27 protein-coding genes are annotated in these 26,952 nt (G+C 55.7%); 13 read left to right on the top strand and 14 right to left on the bottom strand.

All coding sequences use genetic code 11. The features are described from left to right. The first annotated feature begins 24 nt into the window (after positions 1 to 24). The 10 genes from ACXAGA_RS12445 (at position 25) to ACXAGA_RS12400 (ending at position 9,669) form a co-directional block, all read left to right on the top strand. Positions 25 to 1,002: a TRAP transporter substrate-binding protein gene (locus ACXAGA_RS12445; RefSeq protein WP_475117799.1), complete on the top strand. Its 978-nt coding sequence runs from the start codon at positions 25 to 27 to the stop codon at positions 1,000 to 1,002. Between the two features lie 51 nt (positions 1,003 to 1,053). After that, on the top strand, positions 1,054 to 1,569 hold the full coding sequence (locus tag ACXAGA_RS12440; RefSeq protein ID WP_475117798.1) for a TRAP transporter small permease: 516 nt from the start codon (positions 1,054 to 1,056) through the stop codon (positions 1,567 to 1,569). Next, complete coding sequence (locus ACXAGA_RS12435; RefSeq protein WP_475117797.1) at positions 1,570 to 2,847, top strand: TRAP transporter large permease; 1,278 nt, start codon at positions 1,570 to 1,572, stop codon at positions 2,845 to 2,847. It abuts the gene before it with no gap. 3 nt (positions 2,848 to 2,850) lie between these two features. Next, on the top strand, positions 2,851 to 3,642 hold the full coding sequence (locus tag ACXAGA_RS12430; RefSeq protein ID WP_475117796.1) for an NAD-dependent epimerase/dehydratase family protein: 792 nt from the start codon (positions 2,851 to 2,853) through the stop codon (positions 3,640 to 3,642). A 76-nt stretch (positions 3,643 to 3,718) separates the two neighbouring features. Next, positions 3,719 to 5,230, top strand: coding sequence for an aldehyde dehydrogenase (NADP(+)) (locus tag ACXAGA_RS12425; RefSeq protein WP_475117830.1), 1,512 nt, complete (start codon positions 3,719 to 3,721; stop codon positions 5,228 to 5,230). A gap of 21 nt (positions 5,231 to 5,251) precedes the next feature. Further along, the gene (gene kdgD / locus ACXAGA_RS12420) at positions 5,252 to 6,157 is read left to right on the top strand and encodes a 5-dehydro-4-deoxyglucarate dehydratase (RefSeq protein WP_475117829.1); all 906 of its coding nucleotides are present in this window, start codon (positions 5,252 to 5,254) and stop codon (positions 6,155 to 6,157) included. Between the two features lie 8 nt (positions 6,158 to 6,165). After that, complete coding sequence (locus tag ACXAGA_RS12415) at positions 6,166 to 7,302, top strand: mandelate racemase/muconate lactonizing enzyme family protein (protein WP_475117795.1); 1,137 nt, start codon at positions 6,166 to 6,168, stop codon at positions 7,300 to 7,302. After that, the gene (locus tag ACXAGA_RS12410; RefSeq protein WP_475117794.1) at positions 7,302 to 8,162 is read left to right on the top strand and encodes an amidohydrolase family protein; all 861 of its coding nucleotides are present in this window, start codon (positions 7,302 to 7,304) and stop codon (positions 8,160 to 8,162) included. Before ACXAGA_RS12415 ends, ACXAGA_RS12410 begins: the two co-directional genes overlap by 1 nt. After that, entirely contained in the window at positions 8,162 to 9,046 is an 885-nt protein-coding gene (locus ACXAGA_RS12405) for a sugar kinase (protein ID WP_475117793.1), read from the top strand. The genes ACXAGA_RS12410 and ACXAGA_RS12405 overlap by 1 nt, the downstream gene beginning before the upstream one ends. After that, on the top strand, positions 9,043 to 9,669 hold the full coding sequence (locus ACXAGA_RS12400; protein ID WP_475117792.1) for an SGNH/GDSL hydrolase family protein: 627 nt from the start codon (positions 9,043 to 9,045) through the stop codon (positions 9,667 to 9,669). Before ACXAGA_RS12405 ends, ACXAGA_RS12400 begins: the two co-directional genes overlap by 4 nt. On the opposite strand, the gene ACXAGA_RS12395 is transcribed toward ACXAGA_RS12400, so the two are convergent. The 6 genes from ACXAGA_RS12395 to ACXAGA_RS12370 are packed head-to-tail and all read right to left on the bottom strand — an operon-like array spanning position 9,594 to position 16,452. Further along, on the bottom strand, positions 9,594 to 10,703 hold the full coding sequence (locus tag ACXAGA_RS12395) for a glycoside hydrolase family 88/105 protein (RefSeq protein ID WP_475117791.1): 1,110 nt from the start codon (positions 10,701 to 10,703) through the stop codon (positions 9,594 to 9,596). The genes ACXAGA_RS12400 and ACXAGA_RS12395 overlap by 76 nt on opposite strands. Then, on the bottom strand, positions 10,700 to 12,232 hold the full coding sequence (pglA, locus tag ACXAGA_RS12390) for a polygalacturonase PglA (RefSeq protein ID WP_475117790.1): 1,533 nt from the start codon (positions 12,230 to 12,232) through the stop codon (positions 10,700 to 10,702). The genes ACXAGA_RS12395 and pglA overlap by 4 nt, the downstream gene beginning before the upstream one ends. A gap of 54 nt (positions 12,233 to 12,286) precedes the next feature. Continuing rightward, entirely contained in the window at positions 12,287 to 13,543 is a 1,257-nt protein-coding gene (locus ACXAGA_RS12385; RefSeq protein WP_475117789.1) for an ABC transporter substrate-binding protein, read from the bottom strand. Between the two features lie 30 nt (positions 13,544 to 13,573). Further along, positions 13,574 to 14,677: an ABC transporter ATP-binding protein gene (locus ACXAGA_RS12380; protein ID WP_475117788.1), complete on the bottom strand. Its 1,104-nt coding sequence runs from the start codon at positions 14,675 to 14,677 to the stop codon at positions 13,574 to 13,576. A gap of 1 nt (position 14,678) precedes the next feature. Then, the gene (locus ACXAGA_RS12375; RefSeq protein WP_475117787.1) at positions 14,679 to 15,566 is read right to left on the bottom strand and encodes a carbohydrate ABC transporter permease; all 888 of its coding nucleotides are present in this window, start codon (positions 15,564 to 15,566) and stop codon (positions 14,679 to 14,681) included. A 4-nt stretch (positions 15,567 to 15,570) separates the two neighbouring features. Further along, on the bottom strand, positions 15,571 to 16,452 hold the full coding sequence (locus tag ACXAGA_RS12370) for a carbohydrate ABC transporter permease (RefSeq protein WP_475117786.1): 882 nt from the start codon (positions 16,450 to 16,452) through the stop codon (positions 15,571 to 15,573). A gap of 195 nt (positions 16,453 to 16,647) precedes the next feature. Here ACXAGA_RS12370 and ACXAGA_RS12365 point away from each other — a divergent pair, with 195 nt between their 5' ends. Continuing rightward, the gene (locus ACXAGA_RS12365) at positions 16,648 to 17,559 is read left to right on the top strand and encodes a helix-turn-helix domain-containing protein (RefSeq protein WP_475117785.1); all 912 of its coding nucleotides are present in this window, start codon (positions 16,648 to 16,650) and stop codon (positions 17,557 to 17,559) included. Here the strand turns inward: ACXAGA_RS12365 and kduD are convergent. The 6 genes from kduD to ACXAGA_RS12335 all read right to left on the bottom strand — a co-directional run bounded on the left by kduD (position 17,556) and on the right by ACXAGA_RS12335 (position 23,269). Then, on the bottom strand, positions 17,556 to 18,281 hold the full coding sequence (gene kduD, locus ACXAGA_RS12360; protein WP_475117784.1) for a 2-dehydro-3-deoxy-D-gluconate 5-dehydrogenase KduD: 726 nt from the start codon (positions 18,279 to 18,281) through the stop codon (positions 17,556 to 17,558). The two genes, ACXAGA_RS12365 and kduD, sit on opposite strands and share 4 nt — an antisense overlap. Next, complete coding sequence (kduI, locus tag ACXAGA_RS12355; RefSeq protein ID WP_475117783.1) at positions 18,278 to 19,102, bottom strand: 5-dehydro-4-deoxy-D-glucuronate isomerase; 825 nt, start codon at positions 19,100 to 19,102, stop codon at positions 18,278 to 18,280. The genes kduD and kduI overlap by 4 nt, the downstream gene beginning before the upstream one ends. Positions 19,103 to 19,249: 147 nt before the next feature. Beyond that, positions 19,250 to 19,930 (bottom strand): FadR/GntR family transcriptional regulator, encoded by a 681-nt coding sequence (locus tag ACXAGA_RS12350; RefSeq protein ID WP_475117782.1) that lies wholly within the window; start codon positions 19,928 to 19,930, stop codon positions 19,250 to 19,252. Positions 19,931 to 20,160: 230 nt separating this feature from the next. Then, on the bottom strand, positions 20,161 to 20,628 hold the full coding sequence (gene cynS / locus ACXAGA_RS12345) for a cyanase (protein ID WP_475117781.1): 468 nt from the start codon (positions 20,626 to 20,628) through the stop codon (positions 20,161 to 20,163). Between the two features lie 19 nt (positions 20,629 to 20,647). Continuing rightward, positions 20,648 to 22,372 carry a bifunctional protein-serine/threonine kinase/phosphatase gene (locus ACXAGA_RS12340; RefSeq protein ID WP_475117780.1) on the bottom strand — a complete coding sequence of 575 codons (1,725 nt, stop codon included), beginning with the start codon at positions 22,370 to 22,372 and terminating at the stop codon, positions 20,648 to 20,650. Positions 22,373 to 22,426: 54 nt separating this feature from the next. Further along, positions 22,427 to 23,269, bottom strand: coding sequence for a formate/nitrite transporter family protein (locus ACXAGA_RS12335; protein WP_475117779.1), 843 nt, complete (start codon positions 23,267 to 23,269; stop codon positions 22,427 to 22,429). A 546-nt stretch (positions 23,270 to 23,815) separates the two neighbouring features. Here ACXAGA_RS12335 and ACXAGA_RS12330 point away from each other — a divergent pair. Beyond that, the gene (locus tag ACXAGA_RS12330; protein WP_475117778.1) at positions 23,816 to 24,256 is read left to right on the top strand and encodes a hypothetical protein; all 441 of its coding nucleotides are present in this window, start codon (positions 23,816 to 23,818) and stop codon (positions 24,254 to 24,256) included. Positions 24,257 to 24,327: 71 nt separating this feature from the next. Here the strand turns inward: ACXAGA_RS12330 and ACXAGA_RS12325 are convergent, their stop codons facing one another. After that, complete coding sequence (locus ACXAGA_RS12325) at positions 24,328 to 25,662, bottom strand: ATP-binding protein (RefSeq protein WP_475117777.1); 1,335 nt, start codon at positions 25,660 to 25,662, stop codon at positions 24,328 to 24,330. After that, positions 25,659 to 26,318, bottom strand: coding sequence for a response regulator (locus ACXAGA_RS12320; RefSeq protein ID WP_475117776.1), 660 nt, complete (start codon positions 26,316 to 26,318; stop codon positions 25,659 to 25,661). The genes ACXAGA_RS12325 and ACXAGA_RS12320 overlap by 4 nt, the downstream gene beginning before the upstream one ends. A gap of 157 nt (positions 26,319 to 26,475) precedes the next feature. On the opposite strand from ACXAGA_RS12320, the gene ACXAGA_RS12315 reads away from it, so the two are divergent. Beyond that, the gene (locus ACXAGA_RS12315; RefSeq protein WP_475117775.1) at positions 26,476 to 26,946 is read left to right on the top strand and encodes a DUF2271 domain-containing protein; all 471 of its coding nucleotides are present in this window, start codon (positions 26,476 to 26,478) and stop codon (positions 26,944 to 26,946) included. The last annotated feature ends 6 nt before the right edge of the window (positions 26,947 to 26,952 follow it).

Raw genomic sequence — 26,952 nt, 5'->3', positions numbered from 1 at the left:
CAACGCGCCAAGGGAGGAGACCATATGACACAGATTTTTAAACTTAGCGCGGTATCCGCAATTGCGATGGCATGCGCGACTGTTGCACAGGCTGATAGCTGGCGCGGTTGGGCGATTCACCCAGAGGATTACCCGAACACCGTGGCAATGCAGGCATTCGCCGACAAAGTTGCAGAAGTCACCGAAGGCCGCATCACCCCAACCGTTTATGCAAACGGCATCTTGGGTTCGCAGCCTGACGCGATCGAACAGGTGCGCGCGGGCGCTTTGGAATGGGCGAATTTCAACATGGGCCCAATGGGCGAAATCGTTCCGGCAACCAACGTTTTGTCGCTGCCGTTCATTTTCCGCGACATTGACCAGATGCACGCCGCAATGGACGGCGATGTGGGCCAGCAATTTTCGGATGCGTTAAGCGAAGCAGGCATTGTTGCCCTGTCGTGGTTCGATAGCGGTTCGCGCAGTTTCTACAACACGTCGCGCCCAATCGTGACGCCTGCCGACATGGACGGCCTGAAATTCCGCGTGATGAACAACGATCTGTACGTGCAGATGGTTGAACAGCTGGGCGGTAACGCGACCCCGATGGCCTATGGCGAGGTGTACCAATCGCTGCAAACCGGCGTGATTGATGGCGCTGAAAACAACTATCCTTCGTTCGAAAGCTCGGGCCATTACGAGGTTGCAGGGTATTATTCGAAATCGAACCACCTGATCATCCCAGAATGCCTGTGCGTCGCCGCGTCCGTGTGGGAAGGCGTCAGCGAAGAAGATAAAGCCGCCATTCAGGCCGCAGCGCAAGAAGCCGCAGAAATCCAACGCGACCTGTGGGCAGAACGCGAAGAGGCCAGCCGTACAAAGGTTGAAGAAGCAGGCGTTCAGATCAACGACGTCGCTGATCCTGCCGCGTTCCAATCTGCAATGCAGCCGATCTATGCGAATTTCATCGCGGCGCATCCTGAACTGGAACAGCTGATCAATGACATTCAGGCAACTGAATAATGTGATCTGGCGGGCCGTTCGATCGGCCCGCCATCCAAAAGGAGACGCACGTTGACCGCTGATACCGAAACAAAAGGGCCGATCTATCGCGCGCTAAACGCTATTGCCTACGGCAGTTTGGTCATCGCCGGCGTTCAGCTGGTGACGCTGATCGTGATCTTTGGCTGGCTGGTTTTTGGTCGATACGTTTTGAACGATACGCCGACTTGGGTCGAACAATTGGCGCTGTTGCTGGTCGTCTGGATCACCTTTTTGGGGGCGGGCGCAGGCGTTTGGTACAAAAGCCACCTGTCCATCGATTTTATCCGCGAAATGTTCCCTGATGTGCTGCGCATTCCAATGCGTTGGCTGGCGGTGATTGGCGTTCTGGTGTTTGGCGGATTCCTGGCGTGGCAGGGGTATACTTTGGCCCTGAAAACGTGGCCCCGTATTGTCCCGATGCTGGGCGTAAACGAAGGCTGGCGCGCGGTCCCCATGGCGATCTGCGGCGTGCAGACAGTAATTTTTTCCATCTACCATCTGGGCGAATTGGCCCGTGGCGAATTCAAACTGACAGGAGAAATCTAGATGGGCCTGTCCATTCTATTCGGTATCTTTTTTCTGGGCCTGCTGGTCGGCATGCCTGTGGCCTTTGCGCTGGGTTTGGCCGCCGTATGCGGGTTCATCTACGAAGGCCTGCCCCTGTTCATCGGGTTTCAGCGCGTTCTGTCGGGCGTGTCGGTGTTTTCGCTACTTGCGATCCCGTTCTTTATCTTTGCGGGCGAACTGATGATGCAAGGCGGCATCGCGAACCGTTTGGTACGTCTGGCTGCATCTGCGGTGGGATCGATCCGCGGCGGTTTGGGCGTGGTGAACGTGCTGTCGTCCATGCTGTTTGGCGGTATCTCAGGCTCTGCCGTGGCGGATACCTCTGCGCTGGGGTCGATCCTGATCCCAGTGATGAAAGACAAAGGGTATGATCCCGACTACGCCGTAAACGTCACCGTGACGTCCGCTGTTGCTGGCGTCGTGATCCCGCCCAGCCACAACATGATCCTGTTCGCGGTCGCGGCTGGCGGCATGTCTGTGTCGCAGCTGTTCATTGCAGGCATCGTGCCGGGGATGTTGATGTGTGTCTGTCTGGCTATCGTGGCCTATTGGGTTGCCGTGCGCCGTGGATATCCCGCCGAACAATTCCCAGGGTTCAAGGCGCTGTTGATCGCTACCGTCGCGGCTTTGCCTGGATTGATGACCGCTGTGATTATCGTTGGCGGAGTGCTTTCGGGCGTTATGACGGTCACTGAATCCGGTGCGTTTGGCGCGATCTGGGCGTTCCTTGTCACCCTGTTTGTCTATCGCGAACTGACGTGGCCTGCGTTCAAACGGGCGGTTCTGACTTCGGTTCGGACGACGGCGCTGGTTATGCTATTGGTCGCGACAGCGTCGGCGTTCAGTTATCTTTTGGCGCTGTACCGCGTGCCCGAATTGCTGGCTGATACAGTCACCAGCATCAGCGACAACCCGATCATCATCCTGCTGATGATCAACGTCATCTTGCTGATTTTGGGCATGATCATGGACATGGCCGCGCTGATCCTGATCTGTACCCCGATTTTCCTGCCGATCGTGATTGGCTTGGGCATGGACCCGATCCAGTTTGGCGTGATCCTGATGATGAACCTTGGTTTGGGTCTGTGCACCCCGCCCGTCGGAGCCTGCTTGTTCGTGGGCTGTGTTGTTGGCAAGGTTCGTATCGAACAGGCCGTCAAAACGATCTGGCCATTTTATATCGCAATTCTGGCAGCGTTGATGCTGGTGACCTATGTTCCCGCGTTTTCGATGTTCCTGCCTAGCCTGATGGAGTAACCGATGAAACGACTATTGATCACAGGTGCTGCGGGCAATGTGGGGAAAATGGCGCGCAAACGTCTGGCCCATTTGGCCGACACGATCCGCCTTAGCGATGTCGCGCCAATGGACCCAGCCGGTCCAAACGAAGAGGTCATTCAATGCGATTTGGCCGATTACGATGCTGTCGAAAAATTGGTGCAGGGTTGCGACGGTATTCTGCATCTGGGCGGCGTGTCAGTCGAACGGACCTATGACCTGATTGAATCTGGCAACCTGCGCGGCGTTCACAACCTGTACGAGGCCGCCCGCACCAACGGCATGCCCCGCATCGTTTTCGCCAGTTCAAACCACACGATTGGGTACTACCCCCAAGACCAACGTTTGACCGCCGACATGCCCACCCGCCCCGACGGCTGGTACGGTATATCAAAAGTATTCGGCGAAGCTGTCGCCCAAATGTACCACGCCAAATTCGGCCAAGAAACGGCTCTGGTGCGCATCGGATCCTGTTTCGAACGCCCTGTTGACCGCCGCATGATGGCGACTTGGTTCAGCTATGATGATTTCTGTTCGCTGATGGAACGCATCTTTGCTGTGCCGAAATTGGGCTGCCCTGTGATTTGGGGCGCGTCGGCCAATGCCTGCGGTTGGTGGGATAATTCCCACGTCAATTGGCTGGGTTGGTCGCCCAAAGACGACAGCGAAATCTACCGCGAAGAGGTCGAAAAACTGCCGCCCCGTCCGGCCGATGCGCCTGACGTTTTGTGGCAGGGCGGCATGTTCACTGCCGATCCTATTATCAAGGACTGATAGGTCCACACAATTTGAACCCACAAAACGGGGCCTTCGGCACCGAACCAAGGCGTCTTGCCTGAAAGGACATATGATGACCTTCACACCACATGGAAAACACCTGATTGCTGGGGAATGGGTATCGTCGGACGCGGTGTTTGCGTCTGAACCTGCGCATGGCCCTGCCCATGATTTTAGCGTTGGCACCGTTGATCTTGTCAATCGCGCCTGCGCCGCTGCCGAGGACGCGTTTTGGTCCTTTGGCTATTCGACCCGCGCTGAACGCGCCGCGTTTTTGAACGCGATTGCGGACGAAATCGATGCGCGCGGCGATGCGATCACGCAGATCGGCAGTCAGGAAACTGGCCTGCCAGAGGCGCGCCTGATCGGCGAACGCGGCCGCACCACGGGTCAGCTGCGCCTGTTCGCGTCACACATCGCGGCAGGCGATTATCTGGACCGCCGCTATGACGCGGCATTGCCTGATCGCGCGCCCCTGCCGCGCCATGATTTGCGGATGATGCAACGCCCGATTGGCCCTGTGGCTGTTTTTGGCGCGTCGAATTTCCCTTTGGCGTTTTCGACGGCGGGCGGAGACACGGCGGCGGCGCTGGCGGCGGGTTGTCCTGTCGTTGTCAAAGGCCACAGCGCCCATCCCGGCACCAGCGAAATCGTGGCCGAGGCGATCCACGCGGCAGTCAAGAAATGCGGTTTGCACACGGGCGTCTTTAGCCTGATCCAAGGCGGCAAACGTGACGTCGGCACGGCGTTGGTCCAGCATCCGTTGATCAAGGCCGTCGGCTTTACCGGATCGCTGGCGGGTGGCCGCGCGCTGTTTGATCTATGTGCGCAGCGCCCTGAACCGATCCCGTTCTTTGGCGAATTGGGCAGCGTGAACCCGATGTTCATCCTGCCAAACGCAGGATCCAATCGCGGCGCGGATATCGCCGCAGGCTGGGCCGCATCGTTGACGATGGGCGCGGGGCAATTCTGTACGAACCCAGGTATCGCCGTGGTTTTGGCAGATCAGGCCGATGATTTTGCCGCCGCGGCAGCGCAGGCGCTGGAACCAATCGGTGCGCAAACCATGCTGACCGATGGCATCGCCGCCGCCTATCGCGATGGCCGCGACCGCGTGGCCGCAGGGGCGGGTGTGCGCGATGTGCTGACGACGACCTGCGATCTGCGCAATGCGACCCCGTATTTGTTCCGCGTGTCGGGCGCCGACTGGATCGAAAACCACGTTCTAGCCGAAGAAGTCTTTGGCCCTCTGGGTTTGATTGTGACCGTGGATAGCGTCGATGAAATGGACGCCATCGCCCGCAGTCTGGTGGGTCAGCTAACCTGCACGATCCACATGGACGACGCCGACGCAACTGATGCCCGTCGCCTGCTGCCTGTTCTGGAACGCAAGGCCGGCCGCGTGCTGGCTAACGGTTTCCCCACTGGCGTCGAGGTGTCCGACACGATGGTCCACGGCGGCCCATACCCCGCATCCACCAACTTTGGCGCAACTTCGGTCGGAACCCTGTCCATCCGCCGGTTCCTGCGCCCCGTTTGTTATCAAAACATTCCAGCAGACGTCCTGCCGGATGATCTGGTCTGATTACTAGGAGTACCCACGATGATGACCCCATTAGAGATGAAAACCGCGCTGGGTTCCGGCCTGTTGTCTTTCCCCGTCACCCATTTCGATGCGGACGGGAAATTTCAGTCTGGCAGCTATCAAAAACACATCGAATGGCTGGCGGGCTATGACGCGCCGGTGTTATTCGCGGCAGGCGGAACGGGGGAATTTTTCTCTCTGACGCCATCGGAAATTCCGACGATTGTGCAATCGGCCAAAGAATCCGCAGGCAAAACCGCAATCGTTTCGGGCTGTGGTTACGGCACTGATATGGCCGTGGAAATTGCGCAATCGGTTCAAAAGGTCGGCGCGGACGGCATTCTGTTGTTGCCCCATTACCTGATCGATGCCCCCCAAGAGGGCCTGTACAACCACGTCAAAACCGTTTGCCAATCGGTCGATTTCGGTGTGATGGTTTATAACCGTGACAACGCTGTTTTGCAGGCCGACACGCTGGCGCGTCTGTGTGACGAATGCCCGAATTTGGTCGGTTTTAAAGACGGCACAGGCGACATCGGTCTTGTGCGCCAGATCACCGCGAAAATGGGCGACCGTTTGACCTATCTGGGCGGCATGCCAACCGCCGAACTATTCGCCGAGGCGTATTTGGGTGCTGGCTTCACCACCTATTCGTCGGCGGTTTTCAACTTTGTCCCTGCGCTGGCGAACAAATTCTATAACGCGCTACGGGCAGGGGATCGCACCACTTGCGAAGACATCCTGAAAGGTTTCTTTTATCCGTTCATGGATCTACGGTCCCGCCGCAAAGGGTACGCCGTGTCCGCGATCAAAGCGGGCGTTCGTTTGGCCGGATTTGATGCGGGCGCCGTGCGCGCGCCTCTGGACGATTTGACCAAAGAAGAAGAGGCTATCTTGCAACAAATCATCGACGCAAACCCCGCCTGAGGCCGCCAATGAAAATCACCGAGGTAAAAACCCACCTTTTAGAGCACAGGCTAAAAGTCCCGTTTGAAAGCGCGTCGATGCGGTTCGACCGCCGCCAGCATGTCCTGGTCGAGGTGATCTGCGACGACGGAACGATCGGATGGGGCGAATGCCTTGGGCCTGCGCGGGCGAATGCCTCGGTGGTGGCGACATATCGGAATTGGTTGATCGGGCAAAACCCGCTAGAGACCGAAAAGATATGGGCGACCTGCTATAACGCGCTGCGCGATCAGGGGCAGCGCGGGCTGACGGTCACTGCGCTGTCGGGCATTGATATCGCGCTGTGGGATATCAAAGGAAAAACATTGGGGCAGTCCGTTGCGACCCTGCTGGGCGGACGTTTCCGCGAAACGGTGCGTGCCTATGCGACGGGCAGTTTCAAACGTGACGGCGTTGACCGCGTGGCCGATAATGCCGCCGAAATGGAGGGCCACAAGGCCGCAGGTTTCCACGCCGCCAAGATCAAGATCGGTTTCGACGTGGACGAAGATTTGCGCGTCATCCGCGCGGTTCGTGACGTGATGGGCGATGACATGCGCCTGATGATCGATGCGAACCACGGTTACGATGTGGTCGATGCCGTGCGTTTGGGGAACAAAGCCGCCGATTACGATATCGATTGGTTCGAAGAACCGGTCGTCCCCGAACAACTGTCGGCCTATTCTGACGTTCGTGCGCGCCAACCGATCCCTGTTGCGGGCGGAGAAACGTGGCATACACGCTGGGGCTTTGCCGAGCCATTGGCGCGGCGCGTGATCGACATTGCGCAACCTGATATCTGCGGTGTCGGCGGTTTCACCGAAGGCAAAAGGGTGGCCGATCTGGCGTCGGTCCATGGGGTGCGCGTTGTGCCGCATGTGTGGGGTACGGGCGTGCAAATCGCGGCAGCGTTGCAGTTTATGTCGGCGATGGTGCCTTCGCCCGTACGGCCCAATCCGGTCGATCCGATTATGGAATTTGACCGCACGCATAACCCGTTCCGTCAGGCCGTTTTGACCACGCCGATTGAACACGAAAACGGTGTGGTGGCTGTGCCAACAGGCGCGGGGCTGGGGATTGAAATTAACCGCGACGCATTGCGCGAATTCGCGATGGGGGACGACTGATGATCGACAGAAAACTATCGGGCGCTGCGCCGCGCATCGTTTTGCCAGCGGGCGCGATTGATACCCAAACCCATGTTTATGTCGATGGGTTTCCAGCGGTTGATGGTGGTCCTGGATTGCCGGCTGCGCCTTTGCCAACGGCAGACATGTATCGTCAGGTGATGGATTGGTTGGGCATTGACCGCGTCGTCGTCACCCAAGGCAACGCACATCAGGCGGATAATGCCTGTCTACTGGCGGCTTTGGCCGAACTGGGCGATATCGCGCGGGGCGTGGCCGTCATCCGCGGCGATGAATCGGACGCTGAACTGAAGCGTTTAACCGACGGCGGAATTGTCGGCGCGCGGATCATGGATTTACCGGGTGGTGCGGTCGGGCTGCAATCCTTGGCCAACGTTGATGACCGCGCGAATGCGGCAGGTTGGGCCATGGCTGTGCAATTTGACGGCACTCATTTGCCAGATTTAGAGCCGCAGCTCATGGGCATCAAATCCCGTTGGGTTCTGGATCACCATGCTAAAATTTTCGGCGGCGCAACACAGCAACATATCGATGTAATCAAACGGCTGATCGACACAGGAAATGTGTGGTTTAAATTCGCGGGCTGTTATGAAAGCTCGACCTTGGGCGGGCCCGATTTTGCGGACGTTGCAGATGTAGCGCGGCAGATTGTACGCCATGCGCCTGAACGTGTTCTATGGGGCACCAACTGGCCACATAATTTGGCGAAAACGACATCCGATTACCCAGATGATGGTGCGTTGCTGGACACTGTTTTGGGCTGGGTTCCTGTGGATGCTTTGGAACGGGTATTGGTGACTAATCCCCAAGATTTCTTTGGCTTTGATCGGTGGGCGTGATGCGGATCGTTTCCATCGGCGAATGTATGGTGGAATTGTCAGGCGCTGGTGATGAACTGTGGCGGTCGGGTTATGCGGGCGACACGTTCAATACGGCGTGGTATGCGCGGGCTCTTTTGCCGGAATGTGATGTGGATTACGTCACCTGTGTTGGTCAGGATCCTGTTTCGGACCGCATGATCGATTTTATGCAAAATGCAGGCATCGGAACCAAATATATCAGGCGCCATCCTGTGCGCGGTGTTGGGTTGTACATGATCGACCTGAACGATGGCGAGCGCAGTTTCACCTATTGGCGCGACGATTCCGCGGCCCGCACATTGGCGGATGACCCCAGTGATATCAGATTGGCCGTTCAAGATGCAGACTATGTGTATCTGTCAGGGATAACCTTGGGTATTTTGTCGCCAAAGGGCCGCGATAATTTATGGGACGCGCTACAGGGCACCATCGTTGTGTTCGATCCGAACCTGCGGCCAAAGCTGTGGCCTGATATCCCAACAATGCGACAAGCCGTGACCGATGCCGCGCAGCGAGCTTCGGTTATTTTGCCAAGTTTTGAAGACGAAGCCGAATTTTTCGGCGATCAAACCCCAATGGACACTGCCAAACGCTATGCCGATCTAGGCGCCCAAGAGATTGTGATAAAGAATGGCGGGGCAATGATGGTCACCTACCATAACGGATCTTACGACCAAATTGATCTGGGCAAACCCACAAAGCCCGTAGACACAACCGGCGCTGGGGATAGTTTTAACGGGGCCTACATGGCGGCGCGTCTGACGGGGCAAATGCCGGTACCTGCCGCCCGCGCCGCACATCAAACGGCAGTTCGTGTGATCGGCCATCGCGGTGCGCTGCTACCAATGAGGGAATTAAAATGAAACGGATTTTGGCCTTTGGTGATAGTTTAACTTGGGGCCATAATCCCGTTGATGGATCGCGTCATGACGCGCGTTGCCTGTGGCCGAATGTTCTGTCTAGTCGGTTGCAGGTCGAAGTCGTATCCGAAGGGTTGGGTGGTAGAACGACCATCTATGATGACGAAACAGGGCCCTGTGATCGGAATGGATCGCGGGTTTTGCCGGTTTTACTGCAATCTCACAGCCCGTTGGATATTGTCATCATTATGCTGGGCACGAACGATCTAAAGCCGACAATCTGTGGCACTGCGGAAGGAGCTGCAGCGGGTATGCGCAAACTGGTCGATATTGTCCGCAGTCATGATTACCGAGAGATCGGGGCGATCCCAGACATTATCGTCGTCGCGCCCCCGCCATGCGTTATCGGACCTGATGGTATTACAGGCGGCGGGCGCTCTATTTCCGAAACTCGGCGGTTGTCCGATCTGTATCATAGACTGGCCGACGATTTGGGGACGCAATTTTTTGATGCGGGCCAAGTCGCAACGGCCAGTCCGATTGATGGTGTTCATTTGGACGCTGATAACACCGCTGAAATTGGGGTTGCTTTGGCTGATTTCATTTCGGCTTCGCACAATGCATAGGCTAAAGGCCCGACGCCTTTGATGTCATCGGGCTTAATCGCCTCTGACAGGTAATAGGCGGGTGTCCCGTCGCGATAATCACCATCAAAACCGCCCAAACCAGCAACGCAGCAGACGTCATCGAACTGTTTTCGTCCGTCGATAACACACAGTTTGTTCGTACAAAGCGCATCAAATGCGCGTTTGCCTGCATCCGCTGTTTGGGTCAGCCCCAGTCGCGCTGATTTCATTAGGGCGTATGCGAACATCGCAGAAGCAGAAGATTCTTCGTAATTGCCGGGGAGGTCTGGCATCGCCATGACTTGTTGCCATAGCCCACTGTCACGCTGTTGTGCGGTGATGGTATTCATCAAACGCGTGGCTTCGCGTTTTGGACTGCGGGGGTCATCCCCCAATAGATCCACCAAATCCACCAGCGCCATGGCGAGCCAACCAACGGCCCGCGCCCAAACGGCCGGTGATTGCCCGTTTTCAGGATTTGACCACGTTTGATTATGGCTGTGGTCATACCCGTGTACGTACAGACCTTCTGGAGTTTGGGTAAGCGCCAAGGCGCAACGCAACTGGTCGATCGCGTCGTCTATCAATGCATTGTCACCGATCATTAGGCCAAATTCGACCTGAAAAGGCAGCGCCATAAACAGTCCATCCAACCAAACTTGGTGTGGATATCGTTGTTTGTGCCAGTAATTGCCCGTGGTTAGCCTTGGATGGGACTGCAATTGCGTCATCAACTGTTGGGCCGCAGACATATAGCGCGCGGTGTCAACGTGTTTGGCCAGATAAAACAGGCACCTGCCGGACAGAATGTTATCGATATTATATTCATCGACGTCATAGCCCAGAATAGCACCTTCGGCCGATATTTGTGCGTCTGTTAGGCGTATGAGGTGCGATAGCCAACGATCGTCGCCTGTTGTGTGATGCAGTCGCGCCAAGGCAAGGTACAAAAGCCCGTCTTCATAGCACCAGCGGCCCCCTTTGTATGGCGCATAATCTGCGGCATACGCTTCAAAGTAGTCATAAAGGGTCATTTCGTTGTCCTTTCGGGGTGGATCGTCATGCCGCCTTGTTCGATCTGGATATCTGGTGCGGCGTCTACCCGCGCGAATTCTGATGCAACGCCGGCGTGGACCATGGGGCGAATGTTGTCTGCCATGACCGCTGGCGCCGCCTTTGCGTCATTTGCGTAAGACAGAACAGAAACGCGGCGCAAAATGATTGGGCCAATCGGGGCTTCGGGTAGGCCGATGAACGCGCCCAAAGCGTGGGACAGATCACAGATTGTGACGTCTTCGATCCTGATTTCACCGATTTGAGGGGTGGTTTCATCTACGTTTGCAGGGCTGCGCGATTGGACCCACGTATCGTGGCCGTCCATGTCGCAATGGTAAAATGCGTTCGCACTGAACGCCGTATCGACCCCGCGCATATCAACATTTGCAAAGGTAATTCGATCTATCCGCCCGCCACGGCCCCTGCGTGTTTTGACCCGTAAACCACGATCGGTTCCGATCATGTCGCAATGAGATATATTTACGTCTGTGATGTCGCCACTCATTTCAGAGCCCAATACGACGCCGCCATGACCGCGCTCCATTAGGCAGTGGCGGATGGAAACCCGTCTGGTAGCGGACAGATGATCGGATTCCCCTGATGGGCCGCGTTTGCCTGCTTTTATCGCGATGCAGTCATCGCCCACGGAAAAACGAACGCCAACAATGTTTATGTCCTGACACATTTCGGGATTGCAGCCGTCGGTGTTGGGGCTGTCATGTGGGGCGCGAATGTGTAGATCGCAAACTGTTAAATTGTGGCAGCCCTGCGGATGGATCGTCCAGCTGGGGGCATTGGATATCGAAAAACCGAATAGCTGGGTGTTCGTGCAATTGATTAAATGCAATCCACGTGGACGGCGGGCGTTTTCGCGTTTTTCCTTTGGCCAATTCCACCAGTCACCTCTGTCGCCGCCGCCGTCGATTGTTCCCAGCCCTGTGATGGTTAGATTTTTAGCGCCAACCGCATATAGCGGCGCAGCAAAGCAATTTTCGGGTAGACCTTCCCAACTGCCCAACATTTTTCCGTTATGGCTGTGGGCTGGCAGGATGGGCCAGTCGCTACGGTCGGCTGGGGCAATCACATCGCCGCGTAGCAAAACGGTTAGATCAGAGCGTAAAGCAACAGGTCCACAAACCCATCGCCCTTCTGGTATCAAAACAGTTCCACCTGGCGGCGTTGCGGCAATCGCACGGGTAAAAGCGCGGGCGTTCGCCGCAGCGCGGTCTGCAATGTCGTGTCCGCCCGCGCATGCACCGTGGTCGTCTATGCGAACCAGTCCAGAACATGCGGGCGTTCTGAATTTCAATTCGTGATCGCCAACGATCAGGTGGTACTCTGTGTCGGGTTCCAAACCGTCCACTGTCGTCACAACGGTCTGTGTTTGACCGCGCAAATCATTTAGCTGCCAATCCATAGCCGATGGCAGGTGGTATTTGGCACCGTCAACGGGCAGGCAAAATGATATCGTCCGCGCGGAATGCGCAGTGAGGTAAAGCAGGGTCATTTAAAACCTATGAAAGAATGACCTGCGACCAATTTTGCCGCAGGCCTTTTGGATTTAGCTGTCGAAACCGTTTAGAACGCCATTCGTGCTCTCAATGATGATCTCTGCCGCGTCTTCAGCAGAGATCAGGCCATAGGCATATTCTTCTAGCGTATCGATGAATGTGCCGCGGACCTCTGGGTGTTCGTTGAAAGGGGAAATCGTAGGTCCGGTCGCAGACATGACGATCGCGTTCGCGGCAACCACATTCGGATCAATCGCGCCGCTGTCGGTCAAACGCGCAACCGCAACCGCAGATGCCGGCAGGCCGCGCGTATCGCCCAATGCGTCAATGCCTTCCGCTTCGGTCAATAGACAGTTCAGGATTTCTGCCGCAGCTTGTGGGTGTTCAGAATTGGCCGAAATGGCAAAGAACATTGACGGTTTTGCATAGATGCCATCGACAACCGCATCATCGAAACGGATCGGATTGACCGCCTGCAATACCTGACCTTCGTTCAGGGGACCTGCGTATTTGTTATAGGTGGAATCCCATTCGTAGGACCCTGCGATCATACCTTGGGCCCATTCGGGTTTTTCGAAAAGGTTCACGTTGCCTGCGGCTGCGTCCTCTTGCATGGAACGGATCGCTTTGATTTCGACCAGATGTCCGTAGAATTCGATGCCTGCGGCCAATTCGTCGACGGTCCAGGCAACGCGGTTGGTTTCTGGATCGACCAGATCTTTGCCGGTTTTCTGAACGACCGACAGGGTCACCAATAGCTGAGCCGTTTCTTTGACCGCATTGAACAGCGTGTAGTCATCGCCATTAACGCTGCGCAGGGTTTCGGCTGCGGCATAGAATTCGTCCCACGTTGTTGGAACGTCGATGCCTGCCTCGGCCAATGTTGTCATGTTAAAGAAAAACACGCGGCCCGAGGTCGATAGGGGCAGGCCGTTCAGTTGCCCGTTCACGGTCACGGCGGCCAGCTGTTCTGGGGTCCATTGCGACAGGTCAATGGTATCCGACACGGTGTTCAGGTCAAGAAAACCGTCGCCGTTGCGGGAAAATAGCGGAAGCCAAGGCCAGTTGACCTGAACCAGATCGGCTTCGGTGCCGCCGGCCATTTGGGTGGTCAGTTTTTCCAGATAGCCGTCAAAGCCTGTGAATTCAGGCGAAATGGTGTGGCCGTGTTTTTCGCCGCAGATTTCCAATGCGGCTTGGGTTGCGGTATGACGGCTGTCGCCGCCCCACCATGACATGCGTAGGTCTTCGGCCATTGCGCCTGACGCGCATAGGGCCAATGCGGCTGTGGTCATTAGGGTCTTCATCTCGGAACTCCTCCTCTATTTTCCGAAAAATCAGGGCTGATCGGGCAGGGACACGTTTGCGCCGCTGTCTTGATCAAAAATATGAATGCGGGTTGGGTCAGGCAGAACGCGGATCGTATCGGCGTTTGCATCCATCGCGTCATATTCGGCGGTGGTGACGACGCAGACGATTTCGGTCCCGTCCAGATCGGCATACAGGTAGACCTCGTGGCCCATAAATTCGACGTTCTTTAGCCGCGCAAACAGGCCCGTTTGCGACAGTTTCAGGTGCTGAGGGCGGATGCCTAGAACGGCGTTTTCCGGTTTAACTGACAGGCGCGCCAATACGTGATCGGGCAGGCTGATCGATTGGGTCGACGTGTGGAAAGACGTGCCATCAATGCGGCCGTTCACCAGATTCATTTCCGGCATGCCGATAAACCCAGCGACGAACAAATTCGCAGGCGCATCGTATAATTCTTTGGGCGTTGCGACCTGCATGATGTTGCCCGACTGCATGACGCAAATACGGTCGCCCATGGTCATGGCTTCGGTCTGGTCGTGGGTGACGTAGACGACGGTCGATGATTTACCCTCGGCCTTTAGCCTGCGGTGCAGGTCGGTGATCCGCACCCGCATAGAGGCCCGCAGTTTCGCGTCCAAATTCGACAAAGGTTCGTCGAACAGGAACACCTCTGGCTTTTTGATCAGGGCGCGACCCAACGCGACTCGCTGCGCCTGACCGCCCGATAGCTGTTTGGGTAGACGATCCAACAAGGGTTCGATTTCAAGAATGCGTGCGACTTCCTCGACCGCTTTTTCGCGTTCGGATTTGGGAACGCCAGCCAGGCGCAGGCCGAACGACAGGTTCGAACGAACCTTCATGTGCGGGTACAGGGCGTAGTTCTGGAACACCATCGCGATGTGGCGTTTGCCTGGTTGCAGGTCGTTGACGATGCGGTCACCGATGCGAACTTCGCCGCCTGTGATGTCCTCTAGCCCTGCGATCATGCGCAGCGTGGTGGATTTCGCGCAGCCCGACGGGCCGACAAAGACCATGAATTCGCCCTCTTGGATATCGAGGTTAATTCCGTGAACGGCGCGGAACCCGTTGCCGTAGGTTTTTTCAAGGTTGTGCAGTTGTAGACGTGCCATTTTATCCTTTGATCCCCCCGGCGGAGATCCCTTCGATGAAGTATTTCTGAGCGGCAAAGAAAACGGCCAGCGCAGGTGTGATGGTCAGGACCGACATCGCTAGAATGCGGTTCCATGCGAATGCTTCGGTCGTGTCGATGGACAGTTTCAGGGCAAGGCTGACGGGATATTTATCAACCGAACTGATGTAGATCAGCGGCCCAAGGAAATCGTTCATCGTCCACATGAATTGGAACAGAGCGACCGAAATCAGGGCAGGGGCCAACATCGGGACCACGATGAATAACAAGGTTTGCCAGCTGTTTGCGCCGTCAACGCGGGCGGCTTCTTCCATGTCGCCGGGAATGGCGCGCAGGAATTGAACCAGCATAAAGACAAAGAACGCGTCCCCTGCCAGCGCCGATGGCACCCAAAGCGGTAGAAAACTGTCCAGCCATCCCAGATCACGGAACAGGATGTATTGGGGGATGCGCGTCACCACGTTCGGCAGCAACAAGATCGCGATGACCGACCCGAACAGGATCTTTTTGAACGGAAAATCAAAGCGTGCAAAGCCGTAGGCAACAAACGTGCAGCTGATGACGGTTCCAATCACCTTTGGCAGGATGATTTTGAAACTGTTCAGAAAAAACGTGCCAAACGTATACGGCGTCGATGTTTTCCAGCCTTCGATATAGCCATCCAGCGTCGGATTTTGCGGCATGAACCCTGGGTTGGCAAAGATTTCATTGTTGGTTTTGAACGATGCCCCGACCAGCCAGATTAGCGGGTACAGCATCACCAAACCCACGGCAAGCAGCACAACATAGCGGAAAAAGGCGCTGATGCGGGCATTGCGGATGCGTTTGCGGGCCTGAAGGCGGGCGGTGTCGATTGTTGTGTCAGTCATTTTGTTAGCTCCGCTTGTCGCCAGCGTAGAACACCCATTTTTTCGACGACCAGAATGCGATCAGGGTCAGCGCCATGATGATCACGAACAGCACCCAAGCGATGGCCGATGCGTAACCCATGTCGAACCGTTTGAAGGCTTCGTCGTAGATATAAAGGGGCAGCAGATAGGTGGATTTCAGCGGTCCGCCCTGCGTGATGATGTAGGGGCCGTTGAATTCCTGAAATGCCTGAACCATCTGCATGATAAGGTTAAAGAAAATCACAGGCGTCAGCAGCGGGATGGTGATAAACACAAAGCTGGTGAATTTCGTTGCGCCGTCGATGGATGCGGCTTCGTACAGGGATTTGTCGATGGACTGCAGCGCGGCCAGAAAAATCACCATCGCCGACCCGAATTGCCAGCAACGTAGCAAAGTGATCGTGAACAGCGCGTTGGTCGGGTCGCCGAACCAGTTGACGGGTTCAAACCCCAGCCCAACCAGCCCCATATTCACCAGACCGTTGGTCGCAAAGATATAGCGCCACAGGACCGCGATCGCGATAGAACCGCCCAGAATAGACGGCACATAAAACGCCGTTCTAAAGAAATTGATGCCCCGCAGACGATAGTTCAGGATGTATGCGATGAACAACGCAAAGGCCAATTTCAGCGGCACGGTCGTGAACACATAGATCAACGTGACGGTCAGCGAACGGCGGAACGTGCGGTCATTGGTGAATAGGTCGATGTAGTTTTCCAAACCCGTCCACGTTGGCGCGGACATCAGGTTATAATCGGTAAAGCTAAGGTACAGCGACGCCAGAAACGGCACCAAGGTGAACACCAGCAACCCGATGATATAGGGTGCCAGATACCCGAGCCCTAAAAAACGGCGGCTGGTCATCTGCGACCATCCATGCCGTAGGCTAAGATTATATCCATGTCTTTCCTCCTCTTACTCTGCCTAAGGTGTAAATAACGCCTACACCCTATCCCCATGGCAGTCGGTCAAAGCACGCTGACGTTGCGATTCCCGATGTTGTATGACAACTTATCCAAAATGATGTGTTGAATTGGATACACAAAGGGGGCGAAAAAGATGGATGAAATCGAAGGTGGTGTTCTGGACCGTGTTCCGGTCGGTGCGATGGCCCTGACGTTGACCCGATCGACCATCCGTATGGATCACGAACCCACGTGGCGCGTCGATAAATCTAACCCTGTTTACGATCTGATTGTGTGTCTGTCGGGGCAGGGGGAATACCTGCTGGACGGCGAACGGCTGTCGTTGAAACCTGGTCAGGCGATGCTGGTCCCGCCGCACACGCGGTTTGTTGGCTGGATGGACGATTGCGAACGGTACATCGGCCTTGCACAACATTTCGACCTAACCGTTTTTGGCGAACATAACCTGTTAGAGCTGATGGAGCTGCGCCCGATCGCGGAAATTTCGCCTTGGCCCGTTTACGAACCGTTGGTCCATCATTTTCGGCAAGCTGCGCCTGCGGGGTCAGTGACTTTGCCGCAGCATCATCAGTTTTTGGTTTTGCTAAATGCGTGGATCAATGACGCGTTCATTCGGTGGAAACCGGACGCTGCGCAGCGCATTGGGGGCACTGCGGCCATCGATCTGGCGGTGATGCAGGCAGCATCCGACATCGCGGCCCATCCGCTGGGCGAACAAGTTGTGGAACAAACACTGGATCGCGCGCCCTATAATCGTGATTATTTCCAGCGCGAATTTCAAAAACGCACGGGTCGAACCCCGCGAAAGTATCAAGAATTCTGTAGGATGGAACGCGCGATGCATTTTCTGGAAAGCGGCCATTCCGTTGGCGAAACGGCGGCGCGGGTCGGGTACAGCGACCCCTATTATTTTTCGCGGATGTTCAAAAAAACCATGGGCCTTAGCCCGCGTGCGCATATCGAAAAAATTAGGCTCAGCCGTTCGGGCCAATTGTTCCAATATGATGAGGGCGAGCAGGCAGAGCGGCTCGCCCAATCGAGTTAGCGCGCCAGCCACCCGCCATCGACGTTCAGCACAGCGCCATGAATGTAGTTCGCGGCCTGTGACGACAAGAAAACAGCTGTTTCGCCAATGTCTGACGGCTGCCCCCAGCGCCCCGCTGGGATACGGTCCAATATGGCAGAGTTGCGATCAGGATCGTTTCGCAATGCCTCGGTATTGTTTGTTTCAATATACCCTGGCGCGATGGCGTTCACGTTGATCCCCTTGGCTGCCCATTCATTGGCCAGCAGTTTGGTCAGGCCCGCAACGCCATGTTTCGACGCGGTATAGGATGGCACGCGAATGCCGCCCTGAAACGACAAAAGCGAAGCAATATTGACGATTTTGCCCGTTGCGCCCCGTTCAATCGCCGCGCGGCCAAAGGCCTGACAGGTGAAAAACAGCGCCTTTAGGTTCACGTCCATCACATCGTCCCAATCGGATTCAGTGAAATCTACGGCGTCGTTGCGGCGAATGATGCCCGCGTTGTTCACTAGGATGTCGATGGGCCGTTCAAACACGTCGCGGGCGGCCATCGGATCGGCAAAATCCAGAACCATCTCTTCGTCCGCGCCCATGGCCGCAACCGTTTCGGCGCAACTGCGGCGCCCTGCTGCGATCACATTTGCGCCCGCATTGGCCAAAGATACCGCAATCGCCTGACCAATACCTGTATTCGCACCTGTCACCAGCGCGGTTTTTCCAGTCAAAGAAAACGGGGTCATTTCAGATCCTTTGGCTGGATGAAATCCATGTCGGTGTAATCAACGTTGTCGCCGGCCATAGCCCAAATGAACGTATAGGCCCCGATGCCTGCGCCCGAATGGATGGACCACGACGGCGAAATAGCGCCCTGTTCGTTGCCGATAAACAGGTGGCGGGTTTCCTGTGGGTCGCCCATCAGGTGCAAAACGCGGCTTTCGGCGTCCATGCCGAAATACAAATACGCCTCCATCCGGCGGTCGTGGATATGGGCGGGCATGGTGTTCCAAACGGACCCATCCAATAGCGACGTGTACCCTAGGATCAATTGGCAGCTATCCATGACCAACGGGTGAATAAATTGGCGGATAACGCGTTTGTTCGACGTTTCAGCCGCACCCATTTCGACCTCTTTGCATTCGGCAAGTTTCACCAAACGGTTCGGGCATTTGCGGTGGGCAGGCGCAGATGTGATGTAATAGCGGCCCGCGCCCGAAAATGTGACAGCGCCGGTTCCCATGCCCAGATACAGCACTTCGCCATGGGCAATTTCATAGGTCTGGCCATCCGCGGAAATGGTGCCTGTTTCGCCAATATTGACGATGCCCATTTCACGGCGTTCCAGAAATGTCGCCGTTTTGGTTTCTGCAACCACGTCTAGGGTTAGATCGCCACCTGCTGGCACTGCACCGCCCATGACAAAGCGATCATAATGGGTGTAAATCAGGCGTATTTCACTTGGGTGAAACATATCTTGGGCCAGAAAATGTTGGCGTAATTCGGCTGTGTCCATACCTTTTGCATGATCGGGGTGAATGGCGTGGCGCGTTTCGACGTTTAACATGTGTCCTCCTTCGAACGTGGTTCGAAAATGTGCAAAAATTTCACTTGCAGACAGGCATGTTCAGCGTCACCAGACCACGCATGTCGGATGACTCGAATTAGTTGTATGATAAGTTTAGAAATGTCAACAAGGCCGTTCGGCCCTGTTCTATCGGCGTAGAAGGTTGCGATACCGTTCTTGGCTGCCTTTCAGATGCATGCGCATCGCGTCCCGTGCTGCCAAATCATCGCGCTGTAAAATCGCGTTTACGATCTGATCATGTTCGCTGTTGATCCGATCAATGTATGTCTGTGGAACGGGCTCAGGTGCAGGTTCATCCAATGCACGTCGCGGAATGGAATTAGGTCCAAGCATCTGTAAAAATTCAACAAAACGCGGGTTATTTGTTGCCTCGGCGATGGCCAGATGCAGCGCAAAATCAGCCTCGCCCGACGGTTTGCGATCGGTGTTGGCATCCGTCACAGCGCGCAAGCAATGGATGATTTTTTCTTCTTGCGATGGGCTACAGCGTTGCGCGGCCAAACCAGACGCTTCTACTTCTACAGCGGTGCGCAGTTCCAACAGTTCGATCACCGATGACAATCGATGCAAGTTAATATTTTTGAATGGCGCGGGGATCGTTGGCTGCCGTTCGATCACATATACGCCTGATCCCTGACGGGGTTCGACCAAACCGTCGGCCCGCAAGGCTGCGATTGCTTCGCGCACGACAGTTCGGCTGACAGAATGATCGCGGGTCAACTGTGCTTCGCTGGGAAGGCGATCGCCAATTTGGAATTGGCCTGCCTGTATCATTTGGCGCAACGTATCACTAAGCGTGGCAACCAACGTTTTTCTGGCGGTCGTGCTAATTGGACTGATCCTTTGTCTTTTGGGCGATATTTACCCATCAGACAAGTCGCGTCAATCGGTCGGAGTGATTGCGCAAAGGTCAGAAAATCACCCGCAATGGTCCATCTATACGCCGTTTCGGGAAAATTGCGGCGAACGATTTTGGGCGCCAAAACCTTGGTCGCGATCAGGCGACCAAGGTAAACGGATAGGGTCGCGCAATTTGATTACCAGCTATTGTAGCCCAGATATTTGCCAGACATTTCAATCTTTACGCGGTCGCCTTTGGGGTTTTCCACGCGTTCGATCGACATGTCGAAATCAATGGCAGACATAATGCCGTCGCCGAATTTTTCGTGGATAAGAGCTTTGATCGTTGGGCCGTAAACGCCAACGATTTCGTACAGGCGATAGATGCAAGGATCGGTCGGAACGGTCTGTTCCCAGATTTTGGTCGGGCTTTCGACCATAACATCAATCGCTTCGGTTGGCAGGTCCAATAGGGCGACCAGCGCCTTGGCTTTTTCTTCGGTAAAGGCGTTCATGCCCATGCAGGCCGAATGGGTCCAAACCGGAGACATCCCGATCTGTTCGGCGATACCTTCCCACGTCAGGCCTGCCTTTTTCTTGGCCTGAATAATTAGGGCTGTGATGTCTTCTTTGGTGAGGGTGTCGATCAAAGTCAGGTCTTTCATGATAATCCTCTGGGGTTGATTAGCCGACAATCTGGACGGCAAGGAAAAGGCAAATGACGGCTAGAATGGCCGATACGGATTGCCAGAAACGGACGGGATTTCGTTGGGCCAGTGGCACGTGCTGCGTCGCTGCCCATGTGCTACCGGGTCGCGAAAGATCAGCAACAAATTCGGACAGCGCATCATAACGGCACAGCGGATCGGGGTGGGTGGCGCGGCGTAACGCCTGATCCATCCACGCGGGGACGGGGCTGTCATCGTCGCGGGCGGGTTGGTAATTTAACCGCATCTGATCGCGGCGGTTCGTAATCCGCGCCACATTCGCACCATAGGGCAAACGACCAGTCAGCATTTCATAGGCCATCGCCCCAACCGCGTATTGGTCTGATCGCCAACTGATTGGATCGCCGGAAAAATATTCGGGTGCGGTATATTGATATGTTCCAGGCAGTTGCCCCAGCATTCCTGGGGCGGCCTCTTCGACGCCAGCGACGGCAGTGGAACCCAGATCAATGATCTTCACCGTACCATTCGGATCGATCATAATGTTTTCGGGGCGCAGGTCCTGATGCACCATTTCGCGGCGGTGAAATGCCCGTACGCCAGCCGAAATTTGACCGATGATATCGCGCACCTGATTTAGGTTTGGCGAAGGGTTATCCGTCATCCATTGGCGAAGGGTGATGCCTTCGATAAATTCGGTGACGACGTATAGCGCGGTGCGTTGGTCGGGCGTTTCGCCCGCACGTAGAACATGCGATGAATTCAGACGACGCGCGATCCATTCCTCTAGCAAAAACCGGCGAATATAGTCGGCATCTTGCGCCGTATCAGATGCCGGAATTTTCAGCGCAACGCGACGACCATTTGGGGTAGTGGCCAAATAGACATGGCTGCGCGCGGTTGCGTGGATCTGCCGTTCGATGCGGAAACCGTCGATGACGTCGCCCGATTTTTGCAAAGGCGGGATCGGTAACCGCGCCCCTTCGATTTCAAAATCGGCATCCGTATCGGGTAATTTGTCGACCCGTAAAATTTGAACCGTCAGGTTATCGCGACTGCCGCTGTCTCGGGCGGTTTCGGCCAAATAGCGCGCGGCGTCATCCAGCGTCGGTTGTTTTAGCGCCTGTTGGACAGTCGTGGCGCTGATGAATTCGTGTACGCCGTCGGTTGTTAGAACAAAGACATCGTTGGCTGCGATGGCGACGCGGCGATAGTCGATGTCTACCGTGCTGTCCATGCCCATGCCCCGCGCCAGATAGCTTTCTTCGGGGGATAGGATGATGCGGTGATCTTCGGTCAGGGGTTCTAGGCTGGCGCCCGACAGACGGCTGACGCGGCTGTCACCAACATGGAAAATATGTGCGTTTCGGCCTTTTACGATCAAGGCAGATAAGGTGCAGACATGGCCTGCGTTTACGTCTTCGACGGAATTATTCTGCCCATGAAGCCACGCATTGGTGGCGGATATCACGCGGGTCGCGGCGGTTTTGACCGTCCATGCGTCAGACGTTGCGTAATAGTCAGTTAATAGCGATTTGACGGCTGTTTCGGATGCAAGGCGGCTGACTTTGGATGATGATATGCCGTCTGCCACAGCCAGTGTGATGCCCTTTAGGAACTGATGCGATCCTGTTGGGATCAGCGCGCCATGAAAATCCTGATTTTCGGATTTCGCGCCCGCATCAGAATACTGACCGATCGTGACCGATATGTCCGCAGCTGCGTTTGTATCCTTTGGCATCACTGTCTCCGGCAAAATACTGGCCCCGATAGCGCGGGGCCAGTGATATGCAGTTTATTCAGCAGGAACCGACATGTCGTCGTTGCGGGCTGCGTTGCGCTTTGGCGATTCACGGAAATGGGTCGCGTAGATCATGCCGCCAACAAAGGTCAGACCGCCGACAAGGTTACCCAGAACAACGGGGATTTCGTTGTACAGCAGGTAGTCACCCCAAGTGAACTCACCGCCCAGCATGATGCCCGATGGGAACAGGTACATGTTCACGATCGAGTGTTCAAAGCCCAGGTAGAAGAAAATCAGGATCGGCATCCACATCGCCATGATTTTGCCCGAGGTCGAAGTCGAAACCATTGCCGCAACAACGCCGGTGGACACCATCCAGTTACACAGAACAGCGCGCACAAACACCGTCAGCAACCCAGCGCCGCCAGCTGCTGCATAGCCCAAGGTGCGGGCTTCGCCGATGGTGCCAATTCTTTGTCCAACGGCGTTTGGTTCCGAGCTGAAACCGGTGGTGAACACGATGGCCATTAGAACCGCGGTGGTCATCGCGCCAGCAAAGTTGCCGCAGAATACAAGGCCCCAGTTACGGAATACGCCTTTCCACGTACAGCCGGGACGTTTCGCAATCACCGCCAAAGGCGCCAATGTGAACACGCCGGTCAACAGGTCAAAACCCAGCAGATACAGCGTACAGAAACCAACAGGGAATAGCAGCGACGCAACCAAGAAATTGCCGGTATTCACCGCGATGGTGACCGCAAACGCAGCCGCAAGCGCCAGAATTGCCCCCGCCATGTAGGAACGGATCAGGGTGTCTTTGGTCGACATAAAGATTTTGGATTCACCTGCATCGACCATTTTGGCCGCAAATTCCTTTGGAGCGACATATGACATGTCAATATTCCTTTCGATAAATGGGTTGCCCGATATCGGGCGCTGGAGGATGAATTCGGTAATGCGTCGCCAAATGTTTGGCGGGTTTGGAAAAGTTGAATTGGATCTGCCGCGATCGACAAATGTCGTGACATTAGGTTAGGCGAGACGCGATATCGTAACGGCCGAAGCGGGCCGCGCAGGATATCCATACGAACGGAATTGATTGGGATTAGTCTGACCGTGCCTAATGTCGCTTTCTTGGACAAAAAGGATCAGTGTCTTTGATCGTATTTCGCCGCGCCGTTGCGGCATGATCGAGGCTCTGTCGCCTCGGCCCCTAATCGGTAGCGCGACTGAAATAATCCGAGCAAAGGTATTTTTAAGATTCTGGTATATTTGCGTTTACCAAACGTAAACTGCCTAAAGTCTGGGCAAAATGATTGGCAGATATGGCGTCTTGCGCGATAGCTGTGCAATCTCGGATAGTGCATGGGCCGACGTATTCGCGCTGAATTTCAGCGGTGCACAGTGGAATTAGTACCGAAAATGGGAGTGTCTACCCTGATGTCCGCCGAAAATGACAGCTATGCATACCTCACGATCGTTTCATCCCAACCGCTATCTTTCATAGAAAGTCATTTGGGGTTTTCCGGTGATGGGAAATGTTGGTCCATTGGCGACAATCGCCCGTCGGGCAAAGGTGTTTATGATTTTTCTAGGTTTAGCCTGCTGAGCGGGGTTGATCGCGGGGGGCCAATCGAAGAACGCCTTCAATCGCTTTGGCGCCGAATGTCGCAATACCGCGCCCAAATCATCAGCCTGCCACGGGAAATGACCCGCACCGTCCCCTGTGTCGCGTCGTTTGCGTCGCATCGCGACGTGGTTCAGTTATCTGCGGGCCACTTTTCAACGGCAGCCTATTTCGGCGCGCAATTGGACTGTGATTTCTATTTCGATGACACCTTTGGCGATGAAACCAAAGGTGTTCCCTATTGGGAATGGTAGCCGCGGGCCTTAACGTCCGCTTTCTTTGACCGCTTGGGTTTGGAACCTGACACTGGGAAAAACGTCTGAGCCTAGAAAGAAAAACAAGCCTCTACACCGTCGTCATGTGCTTGTCTTGGCGATGTCAGGGTGAAATCTGCGTTGCTACGTTCGGTGATGATGCGGACGATCGACAGGCCCAAACCGCTGCCGTTACCCGCGCCATCGCCGCGCATAAAGCGGCCTTGGAGACGGGCGAGGGTCTGCGCGTTTAGGCGCGGGCCGTCATTGGCGACACGCAACACCCGATCTGGGCTTAGATCGACGGATATGGGCGTTTCTGGGGCCCCATGGGTTAGGGCATTTTCGACAAGATTGCGCAGCACAATTCCCATCGCATCGGGATCCAGATCGCTGGTGACTGGTGTTTCGGGCAGCAACAGGTCGAAGCGGTCCGCTCCGTGTGTTCGGATGAAATCCTCTAGCACGATCTGGACCACGGGGCGCACATCCAATGGTTCGCCGGTGCGCAGGCGCGCCCCTTCGGCACGGGCCATTTGCATCAATTTTTCGCCATAGCGGCCCAACCGTTTCAGCGATGACTCGATTTCGCGGGCGCGGGCAATCGCATCGGGATCGTCGGTTTCGGACATCAGGCGTTGGGCTTGGGCAATGGCACCGGCAAGTGGGGTGCGCATTTCATGGGCGGCGTTAGAGGCAAAGCTGCGCTCGGCTTCGAATCCAGCTTCGATGCGCGCCAGCAGGCGATTGGCGCTTTCGGTGACGGGAACCAGCTCGGACGGGAGCGTTTCGGGCTGGATCGGTGTCAAATTCGTCGGCCCGCGCGTAGACATTTCTGCCTCTAACGTTCCCAGTGGTCGCAGCTCGCGGCGCACCAAAAGAGCGATCCCAAGGAGGGTGAGAGGGATGATGATGACCAGCGGCCAGGTCAGGGCCAGCAGGGTTGCAGCTGCGATTTCTTCGCGGGCTTCGACTGGGCGGGCGATGGCGATCTGCACATCGCCGCGACGCGCGGTGTCTACATAGAAACGCCATTCGCCAATCGTGTGAAATCCGTCTTCGGTGGGAAATGTAAGATCACTGGCATTGCGCGACGTCAGGATCGTGCCGCGGGTTTGAGAGATGATTATAAATTCGATGTCGTCATCATCCAATCGGCGCAGTGCCTTGTATTCATGCGACGGTCTGGAGTCGAAATCGTCGTCATCGTCATAGCGTTCATGCAATACAATAGGCAGGATACGGTCGGCGGTGACGCGCAATTCGCGGTCAAAGGCCTTGTTCACTTCGTCAAACAAAAGGTGCGAAGTCGTCAGCGCAGCAATGATCCAAAAAACGGTGACAAGCGCACCGACGAACAGGCCGATACGCGCACGAAGCGAGGCTGGACGGGAAATACGGATCATGGTTCGCCCAATCGGTAGCCAAGGCCGCGCGCGGTTTCGATCACCGACCGGCCAAGTTTCTTGCGCAGGTGGCTGACGTGCACTTCGATTGTGTTAGAGCCGATGCTGTCATCGAAACTGTATAGCGCTTCTTCTAGGTCGGGTTTGCCGACGATCTGGTTCGGGCGGGCTAAAAGCGTTTCGAATACAGCCCATTCGCGGGCTGTGAGCGCAACGGGGCTGCCCTCTTTGGTGACTTGTTTGGCGGCCAGATCAATGCACAGGTCGCCGTGTTCTATCAACGGGTTGGGATTGCCCGTGTAGCGGCGCAGAACAGATCCAATTCTGGCCGAAAGTTCGGCCAGATCAAAGGGTTTAACCAGATAGTCATCGGCGCCCGCCGTCAGTCCCGCGATACGGTCCGAAACCTGATCAAGCGCGGTCAGGATGATAACGGGGGTGACATCGCCCTTGGCCCGCCGCTCTTTCAAAAAGGGAACGCCGCGCCCGTCGGGCAGCATCAGATCAAGCAACATAAGGTCAAAAGGGGAAGCGGTCAGCGCGGCCTCGGCGTCGTCCAGTCGCATGACATGATCGACCACATGGCCATCCGCGCGGACCTGATCAGCAACGGCGGCGCCCAAGGTGGTGTCATCTTCGACGAGTAGAATGCGCATGATCAAATCCCTGAATGTCGTGTCGGATTACAATGTGCTTCGGACCTGAAGGCAAGCTTAAGACAGGCGGCGCGTTCCTTAAGGTACGCTTCAGGTGGGTGCGCGACAACAGGGCATCATTCTTGGGGGGGGTGCCCCGAATCTAGGAGTTAGCACGATGAAAACCCTGATCAGTGCCTTGGCTGCGACCACAGCGATAACCACGCCTTTGGCCGCGAACGCGACAGAGATCACTCTTGATACGGATATGGCGAATTACGGGGGCGAAAAAGCCTATCTTGCCTATTACATCACAGATACAGACGGCAATTACGTGCGTCACCTGTGGCTGGCCGCGGGCAAAGCGCGTTGGTGGGATTCACTGCGCGACTGGTTTCTAGCCACGAACGGGGACGCCAGCGAAATTGCGGGCCTGTCTGGGGCGTCTGTCGGCTCTGGCCGATCGCTGTCGGTCACGGTGGATGTAGAGGACGCGTTGATCAACGCAGGCTACCAAATTCGCGTGGACAGTTCTGTCGAACACATGGCGAATATGCCTGCCGAAGTGATCGTCCCCCTAACCGACGAAGCCGCTGGAGAGCCGGTTTCTGGCAAAGGTTTCATCGCCTCGTTTACCTTTGATATGTAGGAGGTC

Source organism: Marivivens sp. ABH4_498, assembly GCF_056160585.1.
This window is presented reverse-complemented; position numbering and strand designations above follow the sequence as displayed.